This is a genomic window from Lactobacillus kimbladii, assembly GCF_000970755.1.
Taxonomy (GTDB): Bacteria; Bacillota; Bacilli; order Lactobacillales; family Lactobacillaceae; genus Lactobacillus; species Lactobacillus kimbladii.
Map to the genome: position 1 here is coordinate 675,571 of NZ_KQ034007.1, position 21,612 is coordinate 697,182.

22 protein-coding genes are annotated in these 21,612 nt (G+C 35.9%); 17 read left to right on the plus strand and 5 right to left on the minus strand.

What is annotated here, in order from left to right:
- Positions 1-19 precede the first annotated feature (19 nt).
- Together JF75_RS03740 and JF75_RS03745 are read right to left on the minus strand one after the other, a co-directional pair.
- Entirely contained in the window at positions 20-541 is a 522-nt protein-coding gene (locus tag JF75_RS03740; protein WP_046331897.1) for an LURP-one-related/scramblase family protein, read from the minus strand.
- Positions 542-551: 10 nt separating this feature from the next.
- The gene (locus JF75_RS03745) at positions 552-1,427 is read right to left on the minus strand and encodes a Cof-type HAD-IIB family hydrolase (RefSeq protein ID WP_046331898.1); all 876 of its coding nucleotides are present in this window, start codon (positions 1,425-1,427) and stop codon (positions 552-554) included.
- Between the two features lie 194 nt (positions 1,428-1,621).
- On the opposite strand from JF75_RS03745, the gene JF75_RS03750 reads away from it, so the two are divergent.
- From JF75_RS03750 to tsaE, 3 genes are read left to right on the plus strand one after another with little or no spacing between them, the layout of a single operon-like run.
- Positions 1,622-2,317, plus strand: coding sequence for a uracil-DNA glycosylase (locus tag JF75_RS03750; protein WP_209423240.1), 696 nt, complete (start codon positions 1,622-1,624; stop codon positions 2,315-2,317).
- An 11-nt stretch (positions 2,318-2,328) separates the two neighbouring features.
- A complete protein-coding gene (gene pta / locus JF75_RS03755; protein WP_046331900.1) occupies positions 2,329-3,327 on the plus strand; it encodes a phosphate acetyltransferase in 999 nt (332 codons plus the stop codon).
- Positions 3,317-3,790, plus strand: a complete 474-nt coding sequence (gene tsaE / locus JF75_RS03760; RefSeq protein ID WP_046331901.1) for a tRNA (adenosine(37)-N6)-threonylcarbamoyltransferase complex ATPase subunit type 1 TsaE — start codon at positions 3,317-3,319, stop codon at positions 3,788-3,790. Before pta ends, tsaE begins: the two co-directional genes overlap by 11 nt.
- A 34-nt stretch (positions 3,791-3,824) precedes the next feature.
- On the opposite strand, the gene JF75_RS03765 is transcribed toward tsaE, so the two are convergent.
- Positions 3,825-4,358, minus strand: a complete 534-nt coding sequence (locus JF75_RS03765) for a 3'-5' exonuclease (RefSeq protein ID WP_046331902.1) — start codon at positions 4,356-4,358, stop codon at positions 3,825-3,827.
- Positions 4,359-4,458: 100 nt separating this feature from the next.
- On the opposite strand from JF75_RS03765, the gene murB reads away from it, so the two are divergent.
- Genes murB through glmM form a run of 4 tightly spaced genes read left to right on the plus strand, consistent with a single transcriptional unit; the run spans position 4,459 to position 8,586 of the window.
- Positions 4,459-5,358, plus strand: a complete 900-nt coding sequence (gene murB, locus JF75_RS03770; protein ID WP_046331903.1) for a UDP-N-acetylmuramate dehydrogenase — start codon at positions 4,459-4,461, stop codon at positions 5,356-5,358.
- 35 nt (positions 5,359-5,393) lie between these two features.
- Positions 5,394-6,239 carry a diadenylate cyclase CdaA gene (gene cdaA / locus JF75_RS03775; RefSeq protein WP_046331904.1) on the plus strand — a complete coding sequence of 282 codons (846 nt, stop codon included), beginning with the start codon at positions 5,394-5,396 and terminating at the stop codon, positions 6,237-6,239.
- Positions 6,236-7,213, plus strand: a complete 978-nt coding sequence (locus JF75_RS03780) for a CdaR family protein (RefSeq protein WP_046331905.1) — start codon at positions 6,236-6,238, stop codon at positions 7,211-7,213. Before cdaA ends, JF75_RS03780 begins: the two co-directional genes overlap by 4 nt.
- Before the next feature lie 20 nt (positions 7,214-7,233).
- Positions 7,234-8,586 (plus strand): phosphoglucosamine mutase, encoded by a 1,353-nt coding sequence (gene glmM / locus JF75_RS03785; protein ID WP_046331906.1) that lies wholly within the window; start codon positions 7,234-7,236, stop codon positions 8,584-8,586.
- A 163-nt stretch (positions 8,587-8,749) separates the two neighbouring features.
- Here glmM and JF75_RS03790 read toward each other — a convergent pair whose 3' ends face one another.
- On the minus strand, positions 8,750-8,965 hold the full coding sequence (locus tag JF75_RS03790) for a hypothetical protein (RefSeq protein ID WP_046331907.1): 216 nt from the start codon (positions 8,963-8,965) through the stop codon (positions 8,750-8,752).
- 375 nt (positions 8,966-9,340) lie between these two features.
- On the opposite strand from JF75_RS03790, the gene glmS reads away from it, so the two are divergent.
- The 7 genes from glmS to JF75_RS03825 all read left to right on the plus strand — a co-directional run bounded on the left by glmS (position 9,341) and on the right by JF75_RS03825 (position 17,065).
- Positions 9,341-11,152 carry a glutamine--fructose-6-phosphate transaminase (isomerizing) gene (glmS, locus tag JF75_RS03795; RefSeq protein WP_046331908.1) on the plus strand — a complete coding sequence of 604 codons (1,812 nt, stop codon included), beginning with the start codon at positions 9,341-9,343 and terminating at the stop codon, positions 11,150-11,152.
- Positions 11,153-11,407: 255 nt separating this feature from the next.
- The gene (locus JF75_RS03800) at positions 11,408-12,223 is read left to right on the plus strand and encodes a Cof-type HAD-IIB family hydrolase (protein WP_046331909.1); all 816 of its coding nucleotides are present in this window, start codon (positions 11,408-11,410) and stop codon (positions 12,221-12,223) included.
- 24 nt (positions 12,224-12,247) lie between these two features.
- On the plus strand, positions 12,248-12,685 hold the full coding sequence (locus tag JF75_RS03805; protein ID WP_046331910.1) for a CopY/TcrY family copper transport repressor: 438 nt from the start codon (positions 12,248-12,250) through the stop codon (positions 12,683-12,685).
- Positions 12,686-12,721: 36 nt separating this feature from the next.
- Positions 12,722-13,435, plus strand: coding sequence for a hypothetical protein (locus JF75_RS03810; RefSeq protein ID WP_046331911.1), 714 nt, complete (start codon positions 12,722-12,724; stop codon positions 13,433-13,435).
- Between the two features lie 141 nt (positions 13,436-13,576).
- Positions 13,577-15,100: a glycosyltransferase gene (locus JF75_RS03815; RefSeq protein WP_046331912.1), complete on the plus strand. Its 1,524-nt coding sequence runs from the start codon at positions 13,577-13,579 to the stop codon at positions 15,098-15,100.
- 131 nt (positions 15,101-15,231) lie between these two features.
- A complete protein-coding gene (locus JF75_RS03820; RefSeq protein ID WP_046331913.1) occupies positions 15,232-16,629 on the plus strand; it encodes a DHA2 family efflux MFS transporter permease subunit in 1,398 nt (465 codons plus the stop codon).
- 10 nt (positions 16,630-16,639) lie between these two features.
- Positions 16,640-17,065, plus strand: a complete 426-nt coding sequence (locus JF75_RS03825) for a MarR family winged helix-turn-helix transcriptional regulator (RefSeq protein WP_045927845.1) — start codon at positions 16,640-16,642, stop codon at positions 17,063-17,065.
- Positions 17,066-17,119: 54 nt separating this feature from the next.
- On the opposite strand, the gene guaB is transcribed toward JF75_RS03825, so the two are convergent.
- Positions 17,120-18,265: an IMP dehydrogenase gene (guaB, locus tag JF75_RS03830; RefSeq protein WP_046331914.1), complete on the minus strand. Its 1,146-nt coding sequence runs from the start codon at positions 18,263-18,265 to the stop codon at positions 17,120-17,122.
- Between the two features lie 300 nt (positions 18,266-18,565).
- On the opposite strand from guaB, the gene add reads away from it, so the two are divergent.
- The 3 genes from add (at position 18,566) to JF75_RS03845 (ending at position 21,611) form a co-directional block, all read left to right on the plus strand.
- Positions 18,566-19,591 carry an adenosine deaminase gene (gene add / locus JF75_RS03835; RefSeq protein ID WP_046331915.1) on the plus strand — a complete coding sequence of 342 codons (1,026 nt, stop codon included), beginning with the start codon at positions 18,566-18,568 and terminating at the stop codon, positions 19,589-19,591.
- A gap of 242 nt (positions 19,592-19,833) precedes the next feature.
- Positions 19,834-20,817: an ABC transporter ATP-binding protein gene (locus tag JF75_RS03840; protein ID WP_046331916.1), complete on the plus strand. Its 984-nt coding sequence runs from the start codon at positions 19,834-19,836 to the stop codon at positions 20,815-20,817.
- On the plus strand, positions 20,814-21,611 hold the full coding sequence (locus tag JF75_RS03845) for an ABC transporter permease (RefSeq protein WP_245190708.1): 798 nt from the start codon (positions 20,814-20,816) through the stop codon (positions 21,609-21,611). Before JF75_RS03840 ends, JF75_RS03845 begins: the two co-directional genes overlap by 4 nt.
- The last annotated feature ends 1 nt before the right edge of the window (position 21,612 follow it).

The window sequence follows — 21,612 nt, forward strand, 5'->3', positions numbered from 1 at the left end:
TGATATACTAGTAACTATATTAATTAAAGTTAACATTATATTTACGACCAATAGGTGGAAAAGTTGGCAGTCTCAATGGTGTAGTATGCCACTGGGTGAAAAGAGTAGCACATAATAAAATAAAAGGGACATCTTCAGGTCGTTCAATGTCGCAAATGAGGACTACGCCCTCACTTTGAACAACAGTACGCACTGTTGCGACTTTTTTGATACCAAAGAGGAACTTATAACTTCCCTTTTTGATACTGCCAGAGACTATATAATTTAATCTAGTAATATAAAAAAGGTTTGCCAATTTATTGTTTAAGCGTTTAACCTTTACTAGAGAATGGTTGATAACATCAATTGTGTAGGAAGAAATAAATCCATTGCCATCGGTATAAAGACGTCCGATTTCTTTACCATTAACTTTTTTTAAGTACAAAGTATGATTGGGATTATCTAAATTGCCTTGAATTATATACTGAATTTTATTCTGTTCGTTGGCTACAGGAATTTGACCATATTCCTGTTTTTGAGTTAGTTCCAGTAAGTAGCGCATCTAAGCACCTCTATTCTTTTGCATTATCCTTGATAAATTTTCTTAAAACATAAGCAACTCCATCTTCATTATTTGACTTGGTTTTGACTTGTGCTAATTCTTTTATTGCCGGAACAGCATTGGCCATAGCCACCCCTGTTCCGGCATCTCTAATCATGCTGGCATCATTTAAATTATCACCGATAGCAGCTACTTCTTCACGTTTAATACCCTTTTGACGTGCATAATCAAGAAGCGCTGGTCCCTTTTGTGCTTTAGCATCATTAATCTCAATATTAGCAGCAGAGCTTGAAGTCACAACAACGTCACCTAAAGCATTGATTTCTTTTTTAGCTTGAGTAAAAGCAGCTTGACCGCGACCATCGAATGCAATAATTTTCATGATTTCAATCTTGGGATCTGTTAGTAAGTGATCATAATCATCTACTAAAGTCATGCTAAGCATAGCATCACTACCTGCAGCTGTAGCTACTGCTTTTTTAAAATTAACCTTGGGATCAAGTAACATTAAGGAACGAGCCAAATTAACTATTCGCTTACTAGTATCCGTTGAGAAAATCTTTTCAGCGGTGACTAATTCAAAATAAATATTATTTTCCCTGAGGATTTTTGAAATTAGACTGGCTTTTTTATTTGGCAGTTTGTGCTTAACCTTTAAATTGGCATCCGCATCATAGACTAATGCACCATTAATATTGATAAAGCCAGTTTTAAGACCATAATCATGCATAGTTTTACGAGATTGTCGTGGCGCACGCCCGGTTGCCACTAAAAATTCAATACCATTTTTTTGTGCTGCACGAATCGCAGCGACATTTTTGTCTGATATAGCCATATCACTGTTAAAAAGAGTTCCGTCTAAATCACAAGCTACTAATTTAATCAATGGTAAAATTACTCCTCCTCCAATTTTGCTAGTTAAATGAGTACTTTACATGTTAACATTATGAAGAAAACCTTACCTTTAATTTTTATCAACTTCACATGAAAATTAAAAGAAATTAAAAGTATTTATTGTCCCAGTTTCATTATTAATTTCATGATAACATAAAAGTTAACGAAAGAGAGGCTGTTTAGGTGATGAAAAAATTTATTGGAAACGACTGGGATGAAATCTTGGCTCCAGTGTTTAACAGTGAAAAGTATCAGCGATTACATGAATTTTTAAAAAAAGAATATGCGACCAAAAAGATTTATCCTGATATGTATCATATTTTTACCGCTTTTAAGTTAACTTCATTTGCAAATACTAAAGTAGTCATTTTGGGACAGGATCCGTATCATAATCCTGGTCAGGCAACAGGGATGAGCTTTTCAGTTAATCCCGGTGTAAAATTGCCACCTTCTCTGCAAAACATTTATAAGGAACTTTATGATGATGTGGGTTGTAGACCCGTTAATCATGGTTATTTAAAAAAATGGGCAGATCAGGGAGTTTTACTATTAAATGCTGTTTTAACTGTCCCTTACGGTCATGCTAACGGTCACCAGGGAAAAGGCTGGGAAGAAGTAACTGACGCCGCAATTAAGGCTTTAAGTGATCGTGGCAAAGTGGTCTTCATATTATGGGGTCGCTATGCTCAAAATAAAATCGTTTTGATTAACCAAGATAAAAACTTTGTGATTAAATCAGCTCATCCAAGTCCGTATTCCGCAGACAGAGGATTTTTTGGTTCAAGACCTTTTTCACGCTGCAACGAAGCACTAAAAAATTTTAACGAAATTCCCATTGATTGGCAGTTGCCGACCAAAGTTACACAAGCAGATTTAGCATAGGTAGGAAATAAATGAGCGTTTTTGATTTATTAAAAAATAAAGTACAAAAGTCACACAGAAAGTATCAGATTGTTTTTCCTGAAGGAGATGACCTCCGCATTTTAAACGCAGCCAGCAAATTATCTTTGGATAATGTTGTTAAGCCCATTTTATTAGGCAGTTCCACGAAGATAACTAGTTTGGTACAAGAACAAAATTTAACTTTTAGAGAGTTAGTAATAATTGATCCAGCTCACTATGAGAACAAGGCAGCTATGGTGCAGAGCTTTATCAACGCACGAGGGAAAAAAGTTGACCCCAGTGAAATAGCAGAAACAGTAAAAGATCCAAATTATTTTGGCACTATGCTCGTTGAAATGGGGCTGGCCGACGGCATGGTATCAGGAGCAACTCATTCGACTGCTGCAACGGTAAGACCGGCTTTGCAATTGATCCACACCGCTAAAGGCATGAAACGTGTTTCTGGCAGTTTTATTATGGAGCGGCACGATGAAAAATATATCTTTGCTGATTGCGCAATTAATCTAGATCCAGATAGCCAAACTTTAGCTGAAATTGCATACCAGTCAGTTAAGACTGCACAAATGATTAATATTGATCCTAAAGTCGCATTTTTAAGTTTTTCAACTAAAGGTTCAGCCCAGGCAGATATGGTTGCTAAAGTTGAACAAGCTGCAGAAATTTTTAAACAGCAACATCCAGATATTCCTGCAGATGGTGAGTTACAATTTGATGCTGCTTTTGTGCCTGAAGTAGCTGCTAAAAAAGCTCCAGAATCTGTCATTAAGGGACGAGCAAATATTTTTATTTTTCCTGAATTGCAGTCTGGCAACATTTCTTATAAAATTGCTCAACGTCTAGGTAACTTTGCGGCTATTGGCCCTATCTTGCAGGGACTGCGCAAACCTGTTAATGATCTTTCGCGCGGGGCAAATACTCAAGATGTTTATAATATTGCCGTTTTAACTGCTGCACAGGCACTAATAAGGGATGAAGAAAATGAAGCTTGAGGTCAATTCGACACAGGAAATGCAACATTTAGGTGCAGTTATTGCTCAAACTGCACAAGCTCATGATTTATTACTGTTAAATGGTGATTTGGGCGCAGGTAAAACGACTTTAACTCAGGGAATTGGCAGGGCACTGGGAATTAAACGCCCAGTAAAAAGTCCTACTTTTACTATTGTGAGGGAATATCCTGAAGCCAAGCTGCCATTATTTCATATGGATTTTTATCGTTTGGAAAATGATGATTTATCATCAATTGATTTAAGTGCTTATATGGCGGAACCTGGCTTGGTTGTGATTGAATGGCCGGAAATTGTGCAAGAACAACTTCCTGAGCAATTTTTACAACTGACCATCAAAAGAGTAGATGATAGCTGGAACTCGACTAAGCGAATAGTTGAATTCGCGCCCAAAGGCAGTAGGAATAAACAATGGGCAGAAAATATTATAGAAAAAATAAGTTAAAAAATAGGGTCTAAAAGGCCCTACTTTTTTTATACTATATTTGATAAACTAAGTTTTTCAGCGCTTCGTCACCATATTGTTTATCTTGCGCTATTAATATACCGGCACATGCTTCACTATCACTTAAGGCATTATGATGGTGCCATAATTCTACACCAAGAGCATTTGAAACAGTGTCGAGTTTATGGTTAGGTAATTTGGGTTCAAATAATTTGCTGGTGCGTAAAGTATCAATGACAAAATAGTGTGGTTCAGGTATGTCATAGCGTGCCAAGCTCTGTCGCATGACATTAGTATCAAAGCGGGCATTATGAGCCGTGACTAACATCCCCGGTTGATATAAATCCTTAATTTTAGGCCAAACTTCAGCCATAGTTGGGGCATCTTTGACATCTGCCGCAGTGATATCGTGAATTTGAATGTTGCGAGCATCAAAAGGCATTTGCGGATTAATTACCGTATAAAAACGATCTATAATTTGATTGTCCCGAACCATCACTAGTGCCAAAGAGCAAGCACTCTCTGGATGCTGGTTGGCTGTTTCAAAGTCCATCGCGATGAAATTCATATTATCTCCTTTAAATTTTAATTTTAGTATAACATATGATGAAGCAATTAACTGAATGCGGTAAAATAGTAAAAGATTAGTAAAAAAGGGGATTTTTGTTTTGAAATTAGCGGATTTAGCCCAAAATGGTATTGAAATGGAAAAGCAGGTTCCGCTTAGTAAATACACATTTACTAAAACTGGAGGACCAGCTGAATTTCTCGCCTTTCCTCGTAATGACAGTCAATTAAGGAAATTAGTAATTACTGCTAACGAAAATAATGTTCCCTTAACGGTAATAGGTAATGCTTCCAATTTAATTATCCGAGATGGTGGAATTGATGGTTTAGTCATAATTTTAACCAAGATGGAAAAAATAAAAGTTAAAGGTAATTGCGTTATTGCCCAAGCAGGAGCCACAATTGTTGATACGGCTTTTACTGCTGCTCATCATGGTTTAAGCGGTATGGAATTTGCAGCTGGAATTCCAGGCAGTGTTGGTGGGGCAGTCTTCATGAATGCTGGTGCTTATGGAGGAGAAACTTGCAATGTAATCCAAAGTGTAAAGGTGCTGACACGAGCAGGCGAATATAAAAATTATTCTCAAGCAGAAATGAAATTTTCCTACCGTCACTCCTTGGTGCAGGAAAATGGTGATATTGTAACAGAAGCAGCTTTTACCTTAAAAAAAGGAAATAAAAGCAAAATCTTGGCAAATATGAATTATCTCAACGCTTTGCGTAAGTATAAGCAGCCTCTGGAATATCCATCTTGTGGAAGTGTTTTCAAGCGCCCAGCTGGTCATTATGTTGGACCTATGATTATTCAAGCAGGACTTCAGGGAAAACAAATTGGTGGTGCTCAAGATTCAACTAAACATGCTGGTTTTATCGTGAATAAAGGTGGTGCTACGGCTACGGATTACTTAAATTTAATTCATTTAATTCAAAAGAAAATCAGGTCAAGTTTTGGACTTGACCTACAAACAGAAGTTAGAATTATTGGTAAGCCCAATGATTAAAGTATTATGTTTACACATAATGGGAAGGAGAATTTATGCAAAGTGTTGGTACCCATATTTTTACTTGGAGCACCTTTTCAACAATTCTTGATATTCTAATTATCTGGTTTGTTGTTTACCACCTGGTGGTTTTGATTCGAGGAACTAAAGCCGTTCAACTGGCCAAGGGTATTGTACTGATATTTCTTGTACGCATTATTGCTGGCATCTTGCAATTGCATGCTACCACCTGGTTAATTGATCAAATCGTTTCCTGGTCCGTAGTAGGTATAATTGTGATTTTTCAGCCAGAAATCAGACGTGGACTTGAGCATTTAGGCCGTTTGCCTATTTTTGGTGGCCGTGAGGACAGTGCTCGGGATGAATCAATTAAATTTATTAATGAGCTTGATAAAGCTATTCAGTACATGTCAAAAAGAAGAATTGGAGCATTGATTACAATTCAGCAGGAAACCGGTCTTGAAGATTATATTGAAACTGGAATTAAGTTAAATGCAGATGTTACGGGGGAACTGCTTATTAACATTTTCATTCCCAATACCCCGTTACATGATGGTGCGGTTATCATCAACAATGATCATCAAATTGCAGTTGCTGCGGCCTATTTGCCACTTTCAGATAACAGCATGATTCCTAAAAGACTGGGAACACGCCATCGCGCTGCTGTAGGTATTTCTGAAGTGACGGATGCAATTACTGTAGTTGTTTCAGAGGAAACTGGAGGGGTTACAATTACCCGTAATGGCCGTTTTATGGTTGATTTAACCCGTGATGAATATCTAAAATATCTCAATGCAGAACTGGTTCCAAAGAAAAATGATAACGATAAATGGTATCAAAAAATTATCCGCAAGCTCTGGAAATGGGGTGCTGACCGATGAGAGAATTTTGGAAAAAATCTTGGTTTATTAAACTGGTATCTTTGTTAATAGCTGTTTTACTGGTTATTTATATTAACTCTACTCAGGGCGGATTTTTATCTCAAGGACAAGCAGAGAAAACAAAGCAAACTGCAAATAAAACCCAAACCATTAAGGTTCCCCTGCAAGTTTCGGTTGATACTGATAAGTATTATGTTGTTGGCTATCCTGAAAAAGTAAGCGTGACACTCGAGGGTTCAACTGCATTGGTTACTTCAACCGTTAATACCCAAAACTTCAGAGCGTACATCGATTTGACTAATAAAAGTATTGGCAAACATAACGTTAAAATTCATGTTAACGGCATTAACAGGCAAATATCCTATTCGCTTAATCCTCGCAGTGTTGAAGTTGATATTCAAAGACGAAAATCTACTACAATGCCTATACAAATAGAGTATAATAAGAGTGCTGTTGCTCGTGGCTATCAACTGGGTCACTCCAGTGTTTATCCGCAGCAGGTTGAAGTGACCGGAGCTCGTTCTGAAGTAGATCAAATTGACCAAATAGTAGCCAAAGTAGTTTTACCAAATGGGATTGACCACACATATGAGCGGCAGGTCAATTTAATAGCAGAAGATCATAAGGGCAGGCAACTAAACGTAGTTATTGATCCCGCAACGGCTAAAGTATCAATTCCCGTTACAACAGCCAAAAAAGCAGTTAAAATAAAGCTTGAGCCTGAGCATGAGAAAATGAATAAAATATATTCTCTAACTGCTAAAACTAAGTATGTTACTTTATATGGTAGTGAAGATGATTTGGCTAAAGTGAAGCATTTAAAGGTCCCAGTCGACCTAGGAACTATTACGGCTTCTACTACCAAAACAATTACTTTTAATTTACCTGATGGGGTTGTAAGGTCAAATCCCAGGCAGATTACTGTTGATGTAAAAGTGGAAAATGCAAACGATTCAAAAAATAAAAATAATTAAGATAGGAAGGTTGTTTAATAATGTTGAAATATTTTGGCACTGATGGTGTACGTGGAGTGGCTAATCAAGACTTGTCTCCAGAATTGGCATTTAAACTGGGTCGTGATGGTGGCTACGTTTTAACTAAAAATAAAGCTAAGGAAGAGCAGGCAAAAGTTCTAGTTTCTCGTGATACCAGGATTTCGGGGCAAATGTTGGAATACGCTTTGATATCCGGACTTCTTTCCGTTGGGATTGAAGTTTTAGAAGTTGGTGTAATTACTACCCCTGGTTTGTCCTATTTAGTCCGTGCTCAAGGGGCTGATGCCGGTGTTCAAATTTCTGCTTCCCATAATCCTGTAGAAGATAACGGTATTAAGTTCTTTGGCAGCGATGGCTTGAAATTGTCGGACGAAATGGAGGGCGAAATTGAAAAACTAATTGATGCTCCAGAAGATAATTTGCCTAGACCTTCTGCTAAAGGATTGGGTTCAGTCACTGACTTTCATGAAGGCGGTGCCAAATATTTACAATTTATTGAAAATACTATTCCCGAAGACCTTGGTGGTATCAAAGTGGTTATTGACGGTGCCAACGGTGCTGCCAGCAGTTTGATTTCTCGGCTATTTGCTGATTGCGGAGTTGATTTCACTACTATTGCTACTCATCCTGATGGCTTGAACATTAATGATCACGTTGGCGCTACGCATACCAAAAAACTGCAGGAAGAAGTCGTTAAACAAGGTGCGCAACTTGGTCTCGCTTTTGATGGCGATGCTGATCGTTGCATTGCTGTTGATGAAAATGGTCACGAAGTTGATGGCGACCACATCATGTATATTCTCGGCAGCTATATGGAAGATGGCGGTCGACTGAAAAAAGATACCATTGTCACTACTGTAATGAGTAATCTCGGCTTTACTAAGGCATTACAAAGGCGCGGGATTAAAAATGTTCGTACTCAAGTTGGCGACAGATATGTTTCAGAAGAAATGCGAGCAAACGGTTATAATTTAGGCGGAGAGCAGTCAGGTCATGTTATCATGAGTGACTATCATAATACCGGTGATGGTATGTTGACTGGCTTGCATCTAATGCTAGTAATGAAAAGAACTGGAAAAAGTTTGACAGAATTATTGACTGACTTTAAGGAATATCCCCAATGCTTGGTTAATGTTCCGGTTAAAGATAAAAAATCCTGGAAAGAGCACCAACCTATTTTAGACGTCATTAAAGAAGTTGAAAATGAAATGGGTGATGAGGGACGAGTATTAGTGCGGCCTTCCGGAACACAGTCGCTTCTGCGGGTAATGGCTGAAGGACCTACTCAAGAGGAAACTGACGCTTACGTTAAGAGAATAACCGATGTAGTGGAAGCAGAAATGGGAGTATAAATAAATTAGCCCCACTTGTGCATTTGAGTTAAAAAGCAGTTAAACCAGAATAAGACCCTCAAAATTGAGGGTCTTATTTTATTCTTTAACATTTTTTTCTATGCCAGCTGGTGTGACATCAGCTGCTGTATTCACTGGCTTTAAATTTTGCCAACTTATCTTACTAAAGCAGCCCATGCGTTTTAAGATAAGAATATTTTTTCTTACCCTTTTTGTTATAAACACGAGTCTTATGATTCAAGGTTAGCTTGCCTTGCTCAGAATTTACATTTGACGTAGTAGTTTGAGCTTGATCAATATTAGTTGTAGTAACTGCTAATGATGTTGTTGTCAATATTCCAGCTAATAAGCTAATAAACAATTTTTTGTTAATTTTCATTGTAATTACTCCTTTATCCTTAAATTCTAATAGCTATCTGGTTAATTGTCTATTAAGGGCTACAATTTTACCTAAAACAAAAAGGCAGCAAGAAACCCGCTTTCTTTTGCATATTGAATAATACTTGAATATCATTTTTGTTTATTATCTGATGGTTTATGCTTATACGAAGGTATAACTGTCCTCAATTAAGATCTTCATCAATTATTTTTGCCTGCTTTTTGTGTTAGTAACAGTAGTTTCACATTATAGTATAGACCAATTGCAAAATTAAGGCTTGACCAATTAGTTAAAAAAGGCTAATATGCCATACGTAAGTTGAAATAATTAATTAGCCCAAATCAAAAATATTTTACTAGACCAAAGGAGAAATATATGTGTGGCATTGTTGGCATTGTAGGGAAATCTGCTAGAGAAATTGTTTTAAATGGATTGTCAAAGCTTGAATATCGCGGATATGATTCTGCGGGAATTTACCTCAATGATTTGGCAGGAAAAGAATATTTAACTAAAACTGCTGGTCGTATCGAGGACTTGAAGAACAAAATGACCCCAGAAGAGCAAGGCATGGTTGGAATTGGTCATACCCGTTGGGCAACACATGGTAAGCCCACTGAAGCTAACGCTCATCCCCAATTTGATGAAACTGAACGTTTTTATTTAGTTCATAATGGTGTAATTGAAAATTACCAGGACATCAAAAAGCAATATCTCAAAGATGTTTCCTTTAAATCTGACACAGACACTGAAGTAATTGTTCAATTAATTAGCAAATTTGCTCGTGAAAAAAATGAAGATGCCTTTACGGCTCTAAAGCAGGCCCTACAATTGATTAAGGGATCATATGCCCTTTTATTAATAGATAATCAAAATCCAGATCATATTTTTATAGCTAAAAATAAATCTCCTTTGATGTTGGGACTTGGTAATGGCTTTAATGTGATCGCATCTGACGCCTTATCGGTATTGGATCAAACCAAAACTTTCGTTGATTTACAAGATGGTGAAGTCGGAGACATTACTCAAAACGGGTATCAGCTTGAAACCCTTGCTGGTCAAAAAGTTGAACATCAACCATATGAGTTAAATATTGACGAAAATGCCGCTTCTAAAGGCACCTATGAATTTTACATGCTTAAAGAAATATGTGAGCAGCCAAGTGTTTTACGGCACTTAGATCAATATTATCTTGATCAAAATGGTGACCCTAAAGTAGATGCTAAAATTATTAATGCTTTATCAAAGGCAGACAGATTATATATCTTTGCTGCTGGTACAAGTTATCATGCGGGTTTAATTGGTAAACAACTTTTTGAACATTTAACTAAAATTCCAACTGAAGTAGGTTTTGCTTCAGAAGCGGGCTATCATTTTCCCATGATGTCCAAGCACCCATTCTTTATTTTCTTGTCGCAATCAGGTGAAACGGCTGATTCACGTGTTGTCTTGCAACAGGCGATCAAGCGGGGCATTCCCAGTCTAACTTTGACGAATGTGCCTAATTCAACTCTGGCGCGCGAAGCTAATTATGCTATGTCACTTGAAGCAGGTCCTGAAATTGCCGTAGCCTCAACTAAAGCTTATACTGCACAGGTTGCTGTTCAAGCGATAGTTGCCAAGGCATTAGGAGAAAAAATAGGTATTAAAGACGCAGCAGATTTTGAGTTAAAAAAGAATTTTGCTTTAGCTGCGGAAGGAATAGAACAAGTTATTTCCAGCCAGGAGAAAATTGAACGGCTCGCTCAAAAGAATATTATACCAAGTCGTAATGCCTTTTATATTGGTAGGGGGATTGATTATCCAGTAGCTTTAGAGGCTGCCCTTAAACTGAAAGAGGTTTCTTATATTCAAACTGAAGGTTTTGCAGCAGCCGAACTGAAACATGGGACAATTTCATTAATTGAAAAAGGTACACCTGTGATTGCTTTGATTAATGACTCTGTCACCTCTGATCTGATGCGGGGCAATATTCAGGAAGTAATCGCACGCGGAGCAACTGTAATTACAATTGCGCGTAAATCATTAGCAAAACCAGCCGATGATATTGTTTTACCTGAAGTTAATTATTATCTTTCGCCACTTGTTAGTGTGGTTGCAGCTCAATTATTTGCATATTATGCAGCAAAAGATAAAGGATTGGATGTGGACAAACCACGTAATTTAGCTAAAAGCGTAACGGTAGAATAGGTAGAATAATATTTTGGCTTTTTTTGGAAAAGATATTTGCAGAAAAGAAGGGTTAAAAAAATAAATCATATTATTGATTAATCCTTGATAGATAAAAGAGTAGGCAAACCACTAAAAATGATATGACCCTAGAATTTAGAAGTTATATCAAACTGAAGGCTTGTCTACTTTTTTAGTATGGATAATGACCTACTTTTTTCCCAGACTCTTTTGTATAATAAAGAAAATAGTGAAAATGTGTAGGAGGATATTATTTTGGCAATAAAGTTGATTGCGGTTGACCTAGATGGCACTTTGCTGACAACTACAAAGCAGATTTTACCTGAAACTGAAAGAGTTCTTAAACAAGCAGATAGTCAGGGTATAAAAGTGGTTCTGGCTACAGGTCGACCATTGTCTGGTACAATTGAATTTAATAAACAGTTAGGTTTGCAGGGTAAAAGGCAATATGACATTGTTTTCAATGGTGCTGTGATCCAAGACTTGGCGGGCAATATATTAATGAATGAAGAAATGAACTATCGCGATTTTACTAACATGAGGAAATTACAAAGATTAGCTCAGGTTAACCTTCATTTTGAAACCCCAGAATGCTATTGGACATGTGATCGTGATATAGGAGTTAACCTGGCAAGGAATGCAACTTTTACAAATAATGTGCTTAAAGTGCGTAAAGCTGAAGAAATAACACAAGACTTTGCTTTTAATAAAGTAGGTTTAAGCGTTCTTGATGATGAGCGAGAAGTTGATAAATTATGGAATAATATTCCCCAATGGGCTTTTGCAAAATATGATATTGTTCGCAGTTTTTCCTCAATTGTTGAAATCAACATTAAAGATGCTTCCAAGGGAAATGCTGTTTTACAATTAGCTGAAAGATTGAAAATTAAGCCAAGTCAAGTTATGGTGTTTGGCGATCAGGGCAATGATGTTTCCATGTTTACGAATCCTGACTTTATGAAAATTGCCATGGGTAACGCAATCGAAGAGATAAAAGATTATGCCGATTATGTGACAGAAGATAATGATCATGATGGAATTGCCAAAGCAATAAAAAAGTTTGTTCTGTAGTAAAATAAAGTTGAGTTGATTATTATGGTAGAAAAAAATAGAGAACATAATATTTCCGAAGCTGAGTGGGAAGTTATGAGAATAGTGTGGACTTTAGGAGAAATTCACACTGGTGAAGTGATTCAGCAGCTACAGGCAAAAAAGAACTGGTCTGAATCTACTATCAAAACTTTGATGGGACGTTTGGTCAAAAAGGGTTTGTTAAAAACCCGTAAAGATGGTCGCCGTTTCGTTTATTCTGCTACTGTTACTCAGATCGAAATGATGATTCAGGTCACAAAAGAAATGATGAGTCATATGTGTGATATGCATAAAGGTCAGGTAATGATAGCTATTTTGAAAGATATGCCTCTTGCTCAGGGTGACATCGCTAAGATAGAAAAAGAACTTGCTTATAAAAAAGAAAGTGCTCCTGAAATGGTTAATTGTAACTGTTTAGCTTCGGGTCAACATGACTGTTAGATTAAATAGTTAATATTAATGTGGGAGGTTAATTTAATGAAAAAATTTGCTAGTATTTTATTCCGAGTGATTTTTACTGCAGCGGTTTGTATTTCTGGCTTTCTGCTACTTGAGTCACCAATAACTATTAATGTGCAAAATGTTCGTGGTATGGCACAGAAAGTAATTAAAAAAAGCGTAAATGATACTGGTGATTCAAGGCTAAAAGGTACCTTGAAACTGGCTAAAGATTTCGGTGTTGAGGATAAAATTTTAGAGCAATTACCTAAAAAGTATCATAATGATATGTCTTATGTCAGCTTATATAATCTCGGTGTTACTTATCAAGAAAATGGAGAAGTGTCTGCTAAGAATTTGTCTTTTCCTGAAAATAATGAAGTACAAAAAGCTGTAAGCAACCTTCTGCTAAATAAAATTAACAATGGTTTAGACGAAAACAAGGATAAAGTTAACCAAAGTATTAGTATTTTTCATTATTGCCTTTTTGCAACAATATTAGTTTTTATTTTAGCTGCATTATTGATGTTATTCGGTAAATATTGGGCTTCAATTATTTTATTAATTGCAGCTATCGGATCATTTGGAGCATTACAGTTTTTAGCAAATCAATTAGTTCAATGGCTGGAAAGCAATGTTGTTAGCGGGATTTCATTAACTACCTCCCCGATTCTGTGGGCTGGTTTAGCCTTGGGAATAATTGCTGCAATTATTTGGCCTTTAATTTTAAAATTAACTAAAAAGCGGCAGTAAATAATTTATAATTTAACTAAAGTATTAGCCGAAGATAGAGCGGCTAATGCTTTTTTGTTTTTTAAATCCACTATTTATATTTAGAGAATTTATGCTAAAATTAACTATGACAGTTTTAATATAGGAATAAAAGGACAATTTATGTATTACTTTTTAGATAATAGATTAGATGCGAATAGTTCGGGAATAGAGCATGCAGAAGTCAAAAGATTAATGCTCTTTAAACGCAATCACGTTAAGGCAAAAATAGTGACATCAGCATATAACCGGTTTGCTCACCGTAATTTACCTTTGTATGGCATGACCGATGATGATTATGTTAATAAGTTCGACTTTTTTGCCGGCACAGTAAAGTTTACTAATCGTATTGTAACTATAAAAGATTTGCCGATTCCTAGTGACAATAAGGTGAAACAAATTGACAATGGTTATGAAGTCTATGAGGGTCAACGTAAAACAATGACTATTATTATGTTACCTAATGGTAGCATTGATACAATTAAATATTTTAATGCTGATGTCCACTGTATTAAACAGGATTTTTACGATACACGTGGATTTAAGAGTATGACCCAAATTTATGATACAGTTGATGGTCATTTGATTTATGAATTGTTCTTTCGTCCGAACAATACCATTTACTATGAAATCTCATATGAAAGAAAACCAAATGTCTATCCAGCTACTAACATTCAAATGACCGATATTCATGGCATTGTCCACTCACTAATGAATAATGGTCAGGCCTTTACCATTATGCTTGATGAATTGAATCAGCAAGATGGGGATGAAAGATCAACATTTATTTCGGACCGTTCCAATATTACCAATGTACCAATGATTAATATGAAGACGCCTGCCAGAAAAATTGAGCATTTTCACAGTATTCATTTTAGAGATTACTGGGATCCTACTTCACCTCTTACTTACAACTCAATTTCTAATAATGAGCTACTTAGTAAGACCGATTTAGTAATTACTCCTACAAAACAGCAAGCAGATGATATGCGGAGCAGGTTGAGGACACAAGTACCAATCGTTGCTATTCCTGTTGGAATAGTGCCAGATGAGCAACTACATGCTGAACATATTCCGATGAGTGAGCGCACTAAAGGTAAAATAATAGTAGTAGCTAGACTGTTTTATGAAAAACGGATTGATGATGCCATCAAAGCTTTTAATCAGGCTTATCAAAATAATGATTCGCTAACCTTAGATATTTATGGTTATGGTAATGGTGCTAATAATTTCAAGGAAGAAAAAAAGTTAAAAAAATTAGTGCAGGATCTGGGCTTGGAAGATGTAGTACATTTTATGGGTTATGCGAAAGACATGAATCATATATATGATGATGCGCAGCTTGCTGTTGCTACATCCAGGTATGAGGGTTTCAATCTTTCTGTACTTGAAGCTCAATCTCACGGCGTTCCAGTAGCTTCATATAATATTAATTATGGAGTAGAGGACTTAATCGCTGATGGTCAGAGTGGCTTTATTGTACCAAGTGGTCATATAGATGATTTAGCTGCCAAAATTACTGAGTTTTTTGCTAGTCCAAAATTACGCAGGAAAATGAACGATGGTGCATATGAAAATGCTAAACGCTTTTCAAGTGAAAATGTCTGGCGTTATTGGCAAAAATATGTGATTGATACTGATAAATAAATATTTAATTATAAGAAAAACATCTGAGTCTCAGGTGTTTTTCTTTGCTCTATTTTATTGCATTTCAAAAAAATGTGAGTTACTATGGTTAATTAGTTAGCTTGCTAACTAAATATTCAGGAGGAATTTGAATGCAAAGAAAATTAGACGCAAAATTAATTTGTTCCGTTTTCGCAGCCGGATTAATGTCTTTTTCGGGTGTGCTAATTGAAACAGCGGGAAACGTTACTTTCCCTGTTTTGATGAAGGATTTTCATGTTAATATGGCTACCGTACAGTGGATGACAACTGGTTATTTATTAGTTGCTTCTATTATTATGCCATTATCTGCATATTTAAAAAGAAATTTTAGTTCAAGAAAACTTTTTGTTACAGCCGCTACCTTATTTATTTGTGGTTTAGTGATTGATGCAGTAGCAAACCAATTTATTTTTCTAGTACTTGGTCGTGTTATTCAAGGAGCAGGAGCGGGAATAGCTATTCCATTAATGTTTAATATTATTTTGGAACGGACACCCTTAGATAAAATTGGATTGCTTATGGGAATAGGAACAATGATAACGGCAGTTGCTCCAGCTTTAGGACCAACGTTTGGCGGATTAGTCGTCAATACGTTAGGTTGGCGTTATATCTTTATTTTTATAATTCCGGTGATGATAATTTCTCTATTAATGGGTATAGCTTCAATTAATGACGAATCTAAGAAAATTGTACATACGCAACTTGATACAGCAGGCTTTCTGAGCATTGCTTTAACATTTATCGGCTTGATTTTTGCTTTTAGCAATTTGTCTACTATCATACAAAAACCTTTTATGTTTATTTTGCCTTTAGCAGTCGGCGTTATTTGCTTAATTGTTTTTATCAAGCACTCATTAAATACTGCTACTCCGTTAATTAATATTAGAGTTTTTAAAAATACTAAATTTACTCAAGGCATAACAGCTTATTTTATTTTTCAAGTCAATACTTTAGGATTGTCGTTCATCTTGCCTAATTATGTTCAAATTGTTAATCATTCTACAGCAATGACTGCAGGACTTCTGCTTTTAACTGGTGGACTTGTTGGAGCCGTGCTCTCACCAATTAGTGGCAGACTGCTCGACAGTTACGGTCCCAGAAAGCCAATTATGACGGGTGCTGTTTTTGAAATAATCGGCGGCATTCTTTATTGTTTATTTGCTTCTTCACTATCATCTGGCAAAATTATTCTGTTCTATGCTATTACAATGATGGGTATAGGTCTGGTAATGGGGGACACAATGACTGCTTCCATTGGTCAACTAGATGAAAAAGAAAATACAGATGGCAATGGTCTGTTTAATATGGCGCAGCAATTTGCTGGAGCTGTCGGCACGGCAATTATTTCAGCTATTATGCAATTTGTAGAACAAATGAGTGGTCAAAGCTCCACTACTGGAAAATATATTGAAGCTACTCAGGTAGGTTTTATTTTTATTCTGATTATTGTTCTTGTTGGTGTATACTTACTTTATCAAGCTACAAAATCGGTAAAAACAAAGGAATAGAGTAAGATTAATGAACAGATTAGGATTAGCCCTACAGCGTATACAAAATACTTTTAATCGTAATGTTGATTACTACGCTAGAAAAATTGGCTTAACCGGAACACAGATGCTAATTATTGAATATTTGGCTTCATTTGCCCAAAACAAATCCATTTATCAAAAGGATATTGAGCATGAATTTAACATTAGGAAGTCTACTGCTACTAATGTATTACGCTTAATGGAAGAAAAAGGTTTGATTACCAAAAAAGTTGATCAACATGATACACGATTAAAGGCAATAATCCTAACTGAGAAAGCTATCAAGCTGGGACCAAAAATAACTTATTATTTTGTTAATTCTGAGAATAGTTATGCTGAAATTTTAGGAGCCGATACGAAGAATGAATTAGTAAAAAATTTACAGAAGCTGAATGAAGCCATATCTGATAAATAGATCAAAAAAATAGTTATTGCATGAAAGCAATAACTATTTTTTTATTTACTTTATTTATCTCTCGTAATTAGGGGCCTTTTTAGTAATTTGGACATCGTGGGGATGAGATTCTCTTAAACCGGCATTAGTAATTTTTACAAATTGAGCATTTTCACGTAAATCAGCGATAGTGGCTGCACCTACATAGCCCATGCCTGAACGCAGCCCACCTATAATCTGGAAAATAATATCAGAAACATCACCTTTATATTCCACGCGTGCTTCAACACCTTCAGGAACCAATTTATTAGCTTCGTTGACGCCGCCTTGAAAGTATCTGTCAGAGGATCCATGCGCTTGAGCCATTGCTCCGACAGATCCCATACCACGATAGGTCTTATATTTTTGGCCATCGCTTTCAAACACTTCACCAGGTGCTTCTGTTGTACCTGACAACATACTTCCAAGCATGACGGCATTTCCACCCGCAGCGAGTGCCTTAACAACGTCACCTGAATACTTCATTCCACCATCTGCAATTATTGGCTTGTGGTATTCTCTGGCAGCAGTAGCAGCATCATAAATTGCTGTAATTTGCGGAACTCCAACACCAGCAACGACACGGGTAGTACAAATGGAGCCAGGACCAATACCTACTTTAACAATGTCAACTCCAGAATCGAAAAGAGCTCTAGCAGCATCTCCAGTTGCAATGTTTCCGGCTATTAACGTAACATGAGGAAAATGATCCCTAATTTCTTTGATTTTACGCAAAACACCAGCTGAATGACCGTGAGCAGTATCAATGACAATTGCATCAGCACCCTTTTCGATAAGTGCTTCAGCACGTTCAAATGTATCACTTGTGACTCCAATAGCAGCAGCAACAAGCAGGTGATTGTTGTCATCGACAGCTGCTTTGGTAATGTTAGATGGAACAACAACATTTTTGACGTTTGCAACTTCGCCAGCTTGGGCAGTGATGGACATATTTTTATGGATTACGCCTAAACCACCTTGCAAAGCAATTGCTATTGCCATTGCGCCTTCAGTTACGGTATCCATTCCAGCACTAATAATAGGAATATTGAGTTTCAGATTAGGCGCTAATTGAGTATGAAGATCCACTTCATTTGGCAATACATGGCTTTCCGCTGGAATCAATAACACATCGTCAAACGTTAAGCCCTCTTTAACAAATTTTGTTGTCCAATTTGACATTTAATGCACTCTCCTTTTCAAAAATATTAAAGTTAAATTGATTACACTTTACTAGTGATTTTAATCTTGGTCAAGATAAAATTATAGATCGTATTGTTAAAATTATAATATTACTACCGAAGTATTTCAATGTAAAAATCGAACAAAATCACAATATCAATAGATATTGTAAGTGATGAATAAAAATGTTATGATTTTTAATATTGATTTATAGCTATATAAAAACTTAAATGATCAAGAGGATAATTAGACTTATATTAAAATGTTCGTATTTATAATTATTTTGTTAAGGAGACAAAGATGACCCAAAAATTATCTCGTAAGTTTGTTGACGGATTACCTAAGGCTGAACTGCATGTTCATATAGAGGGAACACTTGAAGCCGAAATGGAATTTGCCATTGCTAAGAGAAATCAGATTGATATTGGTGCTAAGACTCCAGCGGATATTGACAGGAATTATGGAGTAGGATTACCGGAATTTCTAAAGGCCTACTATAAAGGGATGCAGGTCTTGCGTACTAAACAAGATTTCTATGATTTGACTGCAGCTTTTTTGCGCAAAGAAGCTGACAGTAATGTTAAGCACCTTGAATTGTTTTTTGATCCTCAAGCTCATACTAGTCGGGGCATCCCTTTTGCTACAGTAATTGAAGGCATTCATGAAGCGATTGTTGATGCAGCATCATTAGACATTGATGTACAGTTAATAATGTGCTTTTTAAGAGAGTATTCACAAGAATCAGCAATGCAAACTTTAAAAGAAGCTGAACCATATCATAAAAAAGGCTGGATATTAGGTGTTGGTCTTGATTCAGATGAGCATCATAATCCACCGCTGAAGTTTATGCTGGTTTTTGCTAAGGCTCGAAACCAAGGTTATTATTTAACAATGCATTGTGATCTGCACCAAGTTGATACAGTTGATCATATCAAACAAGCTTTAGAAATTATTACGGTCGATCGTTTGGATCACGGCTTAAATATAGTTGAAAATGCGGATTTGATGACATTTTTAATAGACATAAAAATTGGTATTACAGCATGCCCCATGGCTTATTTTTACACCCGCAAAGTTATGGAACAAAAGGCCATTAATAAGCTTTTTAATAACGGTGCGCTGATTAGTTTTAATTCCGATGATCCGGCTTATAAGGGTAGTAATTATATTAATGATGTTTACTATAAATTTGCCCAAAAGTGCAATTGGAGTGAAAAAGAACTGGTCCGAATAGCACAAAATTCATTTAAAACCTCTTGGATCAGTCAGCAGGAAAAAGAAAGCTATCTTGCACAAATAGATGAATACATCTCAAGTAAAAGGTGATATTTTCTAGATAGAAAATATATTTTGTGCCAAAAATTAAATTATATTTAAAAGTTGTTAAAAATGTGGTAGAATTTATCTAATTGTTGCTGATTTAAAAACTATAAGTAATAAGGTTAAACCAATGACAGTTTCTAAATGTATGATGATAGGTGTTCAAAACTTAAAGCAATTTTGTAAAAAGGATTGTCCTTTTAAAAATTGCTTTTTTGTGCTGGCTAGATAACTAAATGAGGTCAAAAATGAACGAAAATGCGATTGAAGTTCACAATCTTTCTAAGGATTATTTTATTAGCAGCAGGGGTGAAAACTGGCGTGCAGTTGTTAAAAATATTTTTAAGCCTGAAAAGACGGCAGTGCAAGCAGTAAAAGCGCTCAATTTTACTATCAAGAACGGTGAAAAAGTTGGCTTTATTGGCAAAAATGGGGCAGGTAAGACCACGACCATTAAGATGCTGACTGGAACCTTGTTTCCATCAGCCGGAACTTGCAGAGTGAATGGCTATGATCCTACAAAAAGGATAAATGATTTCAAAAAATCAATCTCAGTCGTCATGGGAAATAGATCGCAACTTTTTCCTGATTTAACCCCTAGAGATTATTTGAAATTATTGCAGTCAATGTACGATATACCGGAAGAAATTTTTCAAAAAACGGTCAATGACCTGGCTCAGATACTAAATGTAACTTCAAAATTAGATGTACAAACCCGCAAATTATCACTGGGAGAACGAATGAAAGTAGAATTTCTGGCCGGCGTAGCAACCAGACCAAAAATACTCTTTTTAGATGAACCAACTATTGGTTTAGACGTTTTGGCAAAAAGGGATATACGCAAGTTTTTGTTAAGGCTGAATCAGGAAGAAAAATTGACTGTCTTTCTTACCTCTCATGATATGGAAGATATTGCAACTATCTGTGATCACCTGATCATTGTAAATAGCGGTCAGATAATGTGGGATGGACCAAAAACAGATTTATTAGAGAGGTTTAATCAGAATAAATATATTACTTTTATTAAATCGGAGAACTTCAACGAAAGTAAATTGGGCGCCAAGATTATTGATCAGGATGATTTGACCGTGACAATTAAAGTTCCTGTAGAAAAGGTAGATGACCAAATCGCTCAGTTGGCACGGGATAATCAAGGCTCCGACTATCAAATAAATGACCTGAAGCTTGAAGATATTATCTTAGAGCTATTTGCTGAGGAGAAAGAAAAATGATAAAAACCTATTTTTCAGTAAGCAAGATCTCAATGAAGTCTATATTAGCCAATAAGAGCAGCGTCATAATTTTGCTTTTGCAGGCACTTGTACCAAGTTTAGTAATGTTTTATTTATGGTCTTTAATATTGAATCATGGTCAAACTATTGGTAGTTTTAGCAAAAATCAAATGGTAATTTATTATATTGGGGTTAATTTTATTAATTCTTTTGTATGGTATGCAGTTGACTGGGAATTAAATGATGATATCCATTCAGGAGAATTGTCTAATATAATCCATAGACCAATTACAATTGAAAAATATTATTTTGCTAAAATGCTGGGCGACAGACTGGCAAATTTAATTTTGCTTGCTCCGATTTTAATTATTGGATTTATCTATATAGTTGCGTGTAATTTAATTCATATTTCTTTACTCGTGCTACTTGAATTTGCATTTAGTTTAATTATGGCAGCCATATTATGGTTTCTTTTTTCTTATATTATTGGTAGTGTAGCGTACTGGTTTGACAATCTTTTCTTTGTTTTACTGGTAAAAGAAGTTGTAGTCAATCTGCTGGCAGGTTTTTACTTTCCTTTAGAAATTTTGCCGCCTTTTTTGGTAAAAATAATTAAACTACTGCCATTTCAATATTTCAGCTCTTTTCCAATTGATACGCTTGTTAAAGCATTACCATTAAATATATGGCTTAAAAACACAATCATTGAAATTGTATGGATGATAGTTTTTTATTTAATAGTAAAAATAGTTAATAAAGAAGGGCTTCAGAGATACTCTGATGTAATGGGTTGAT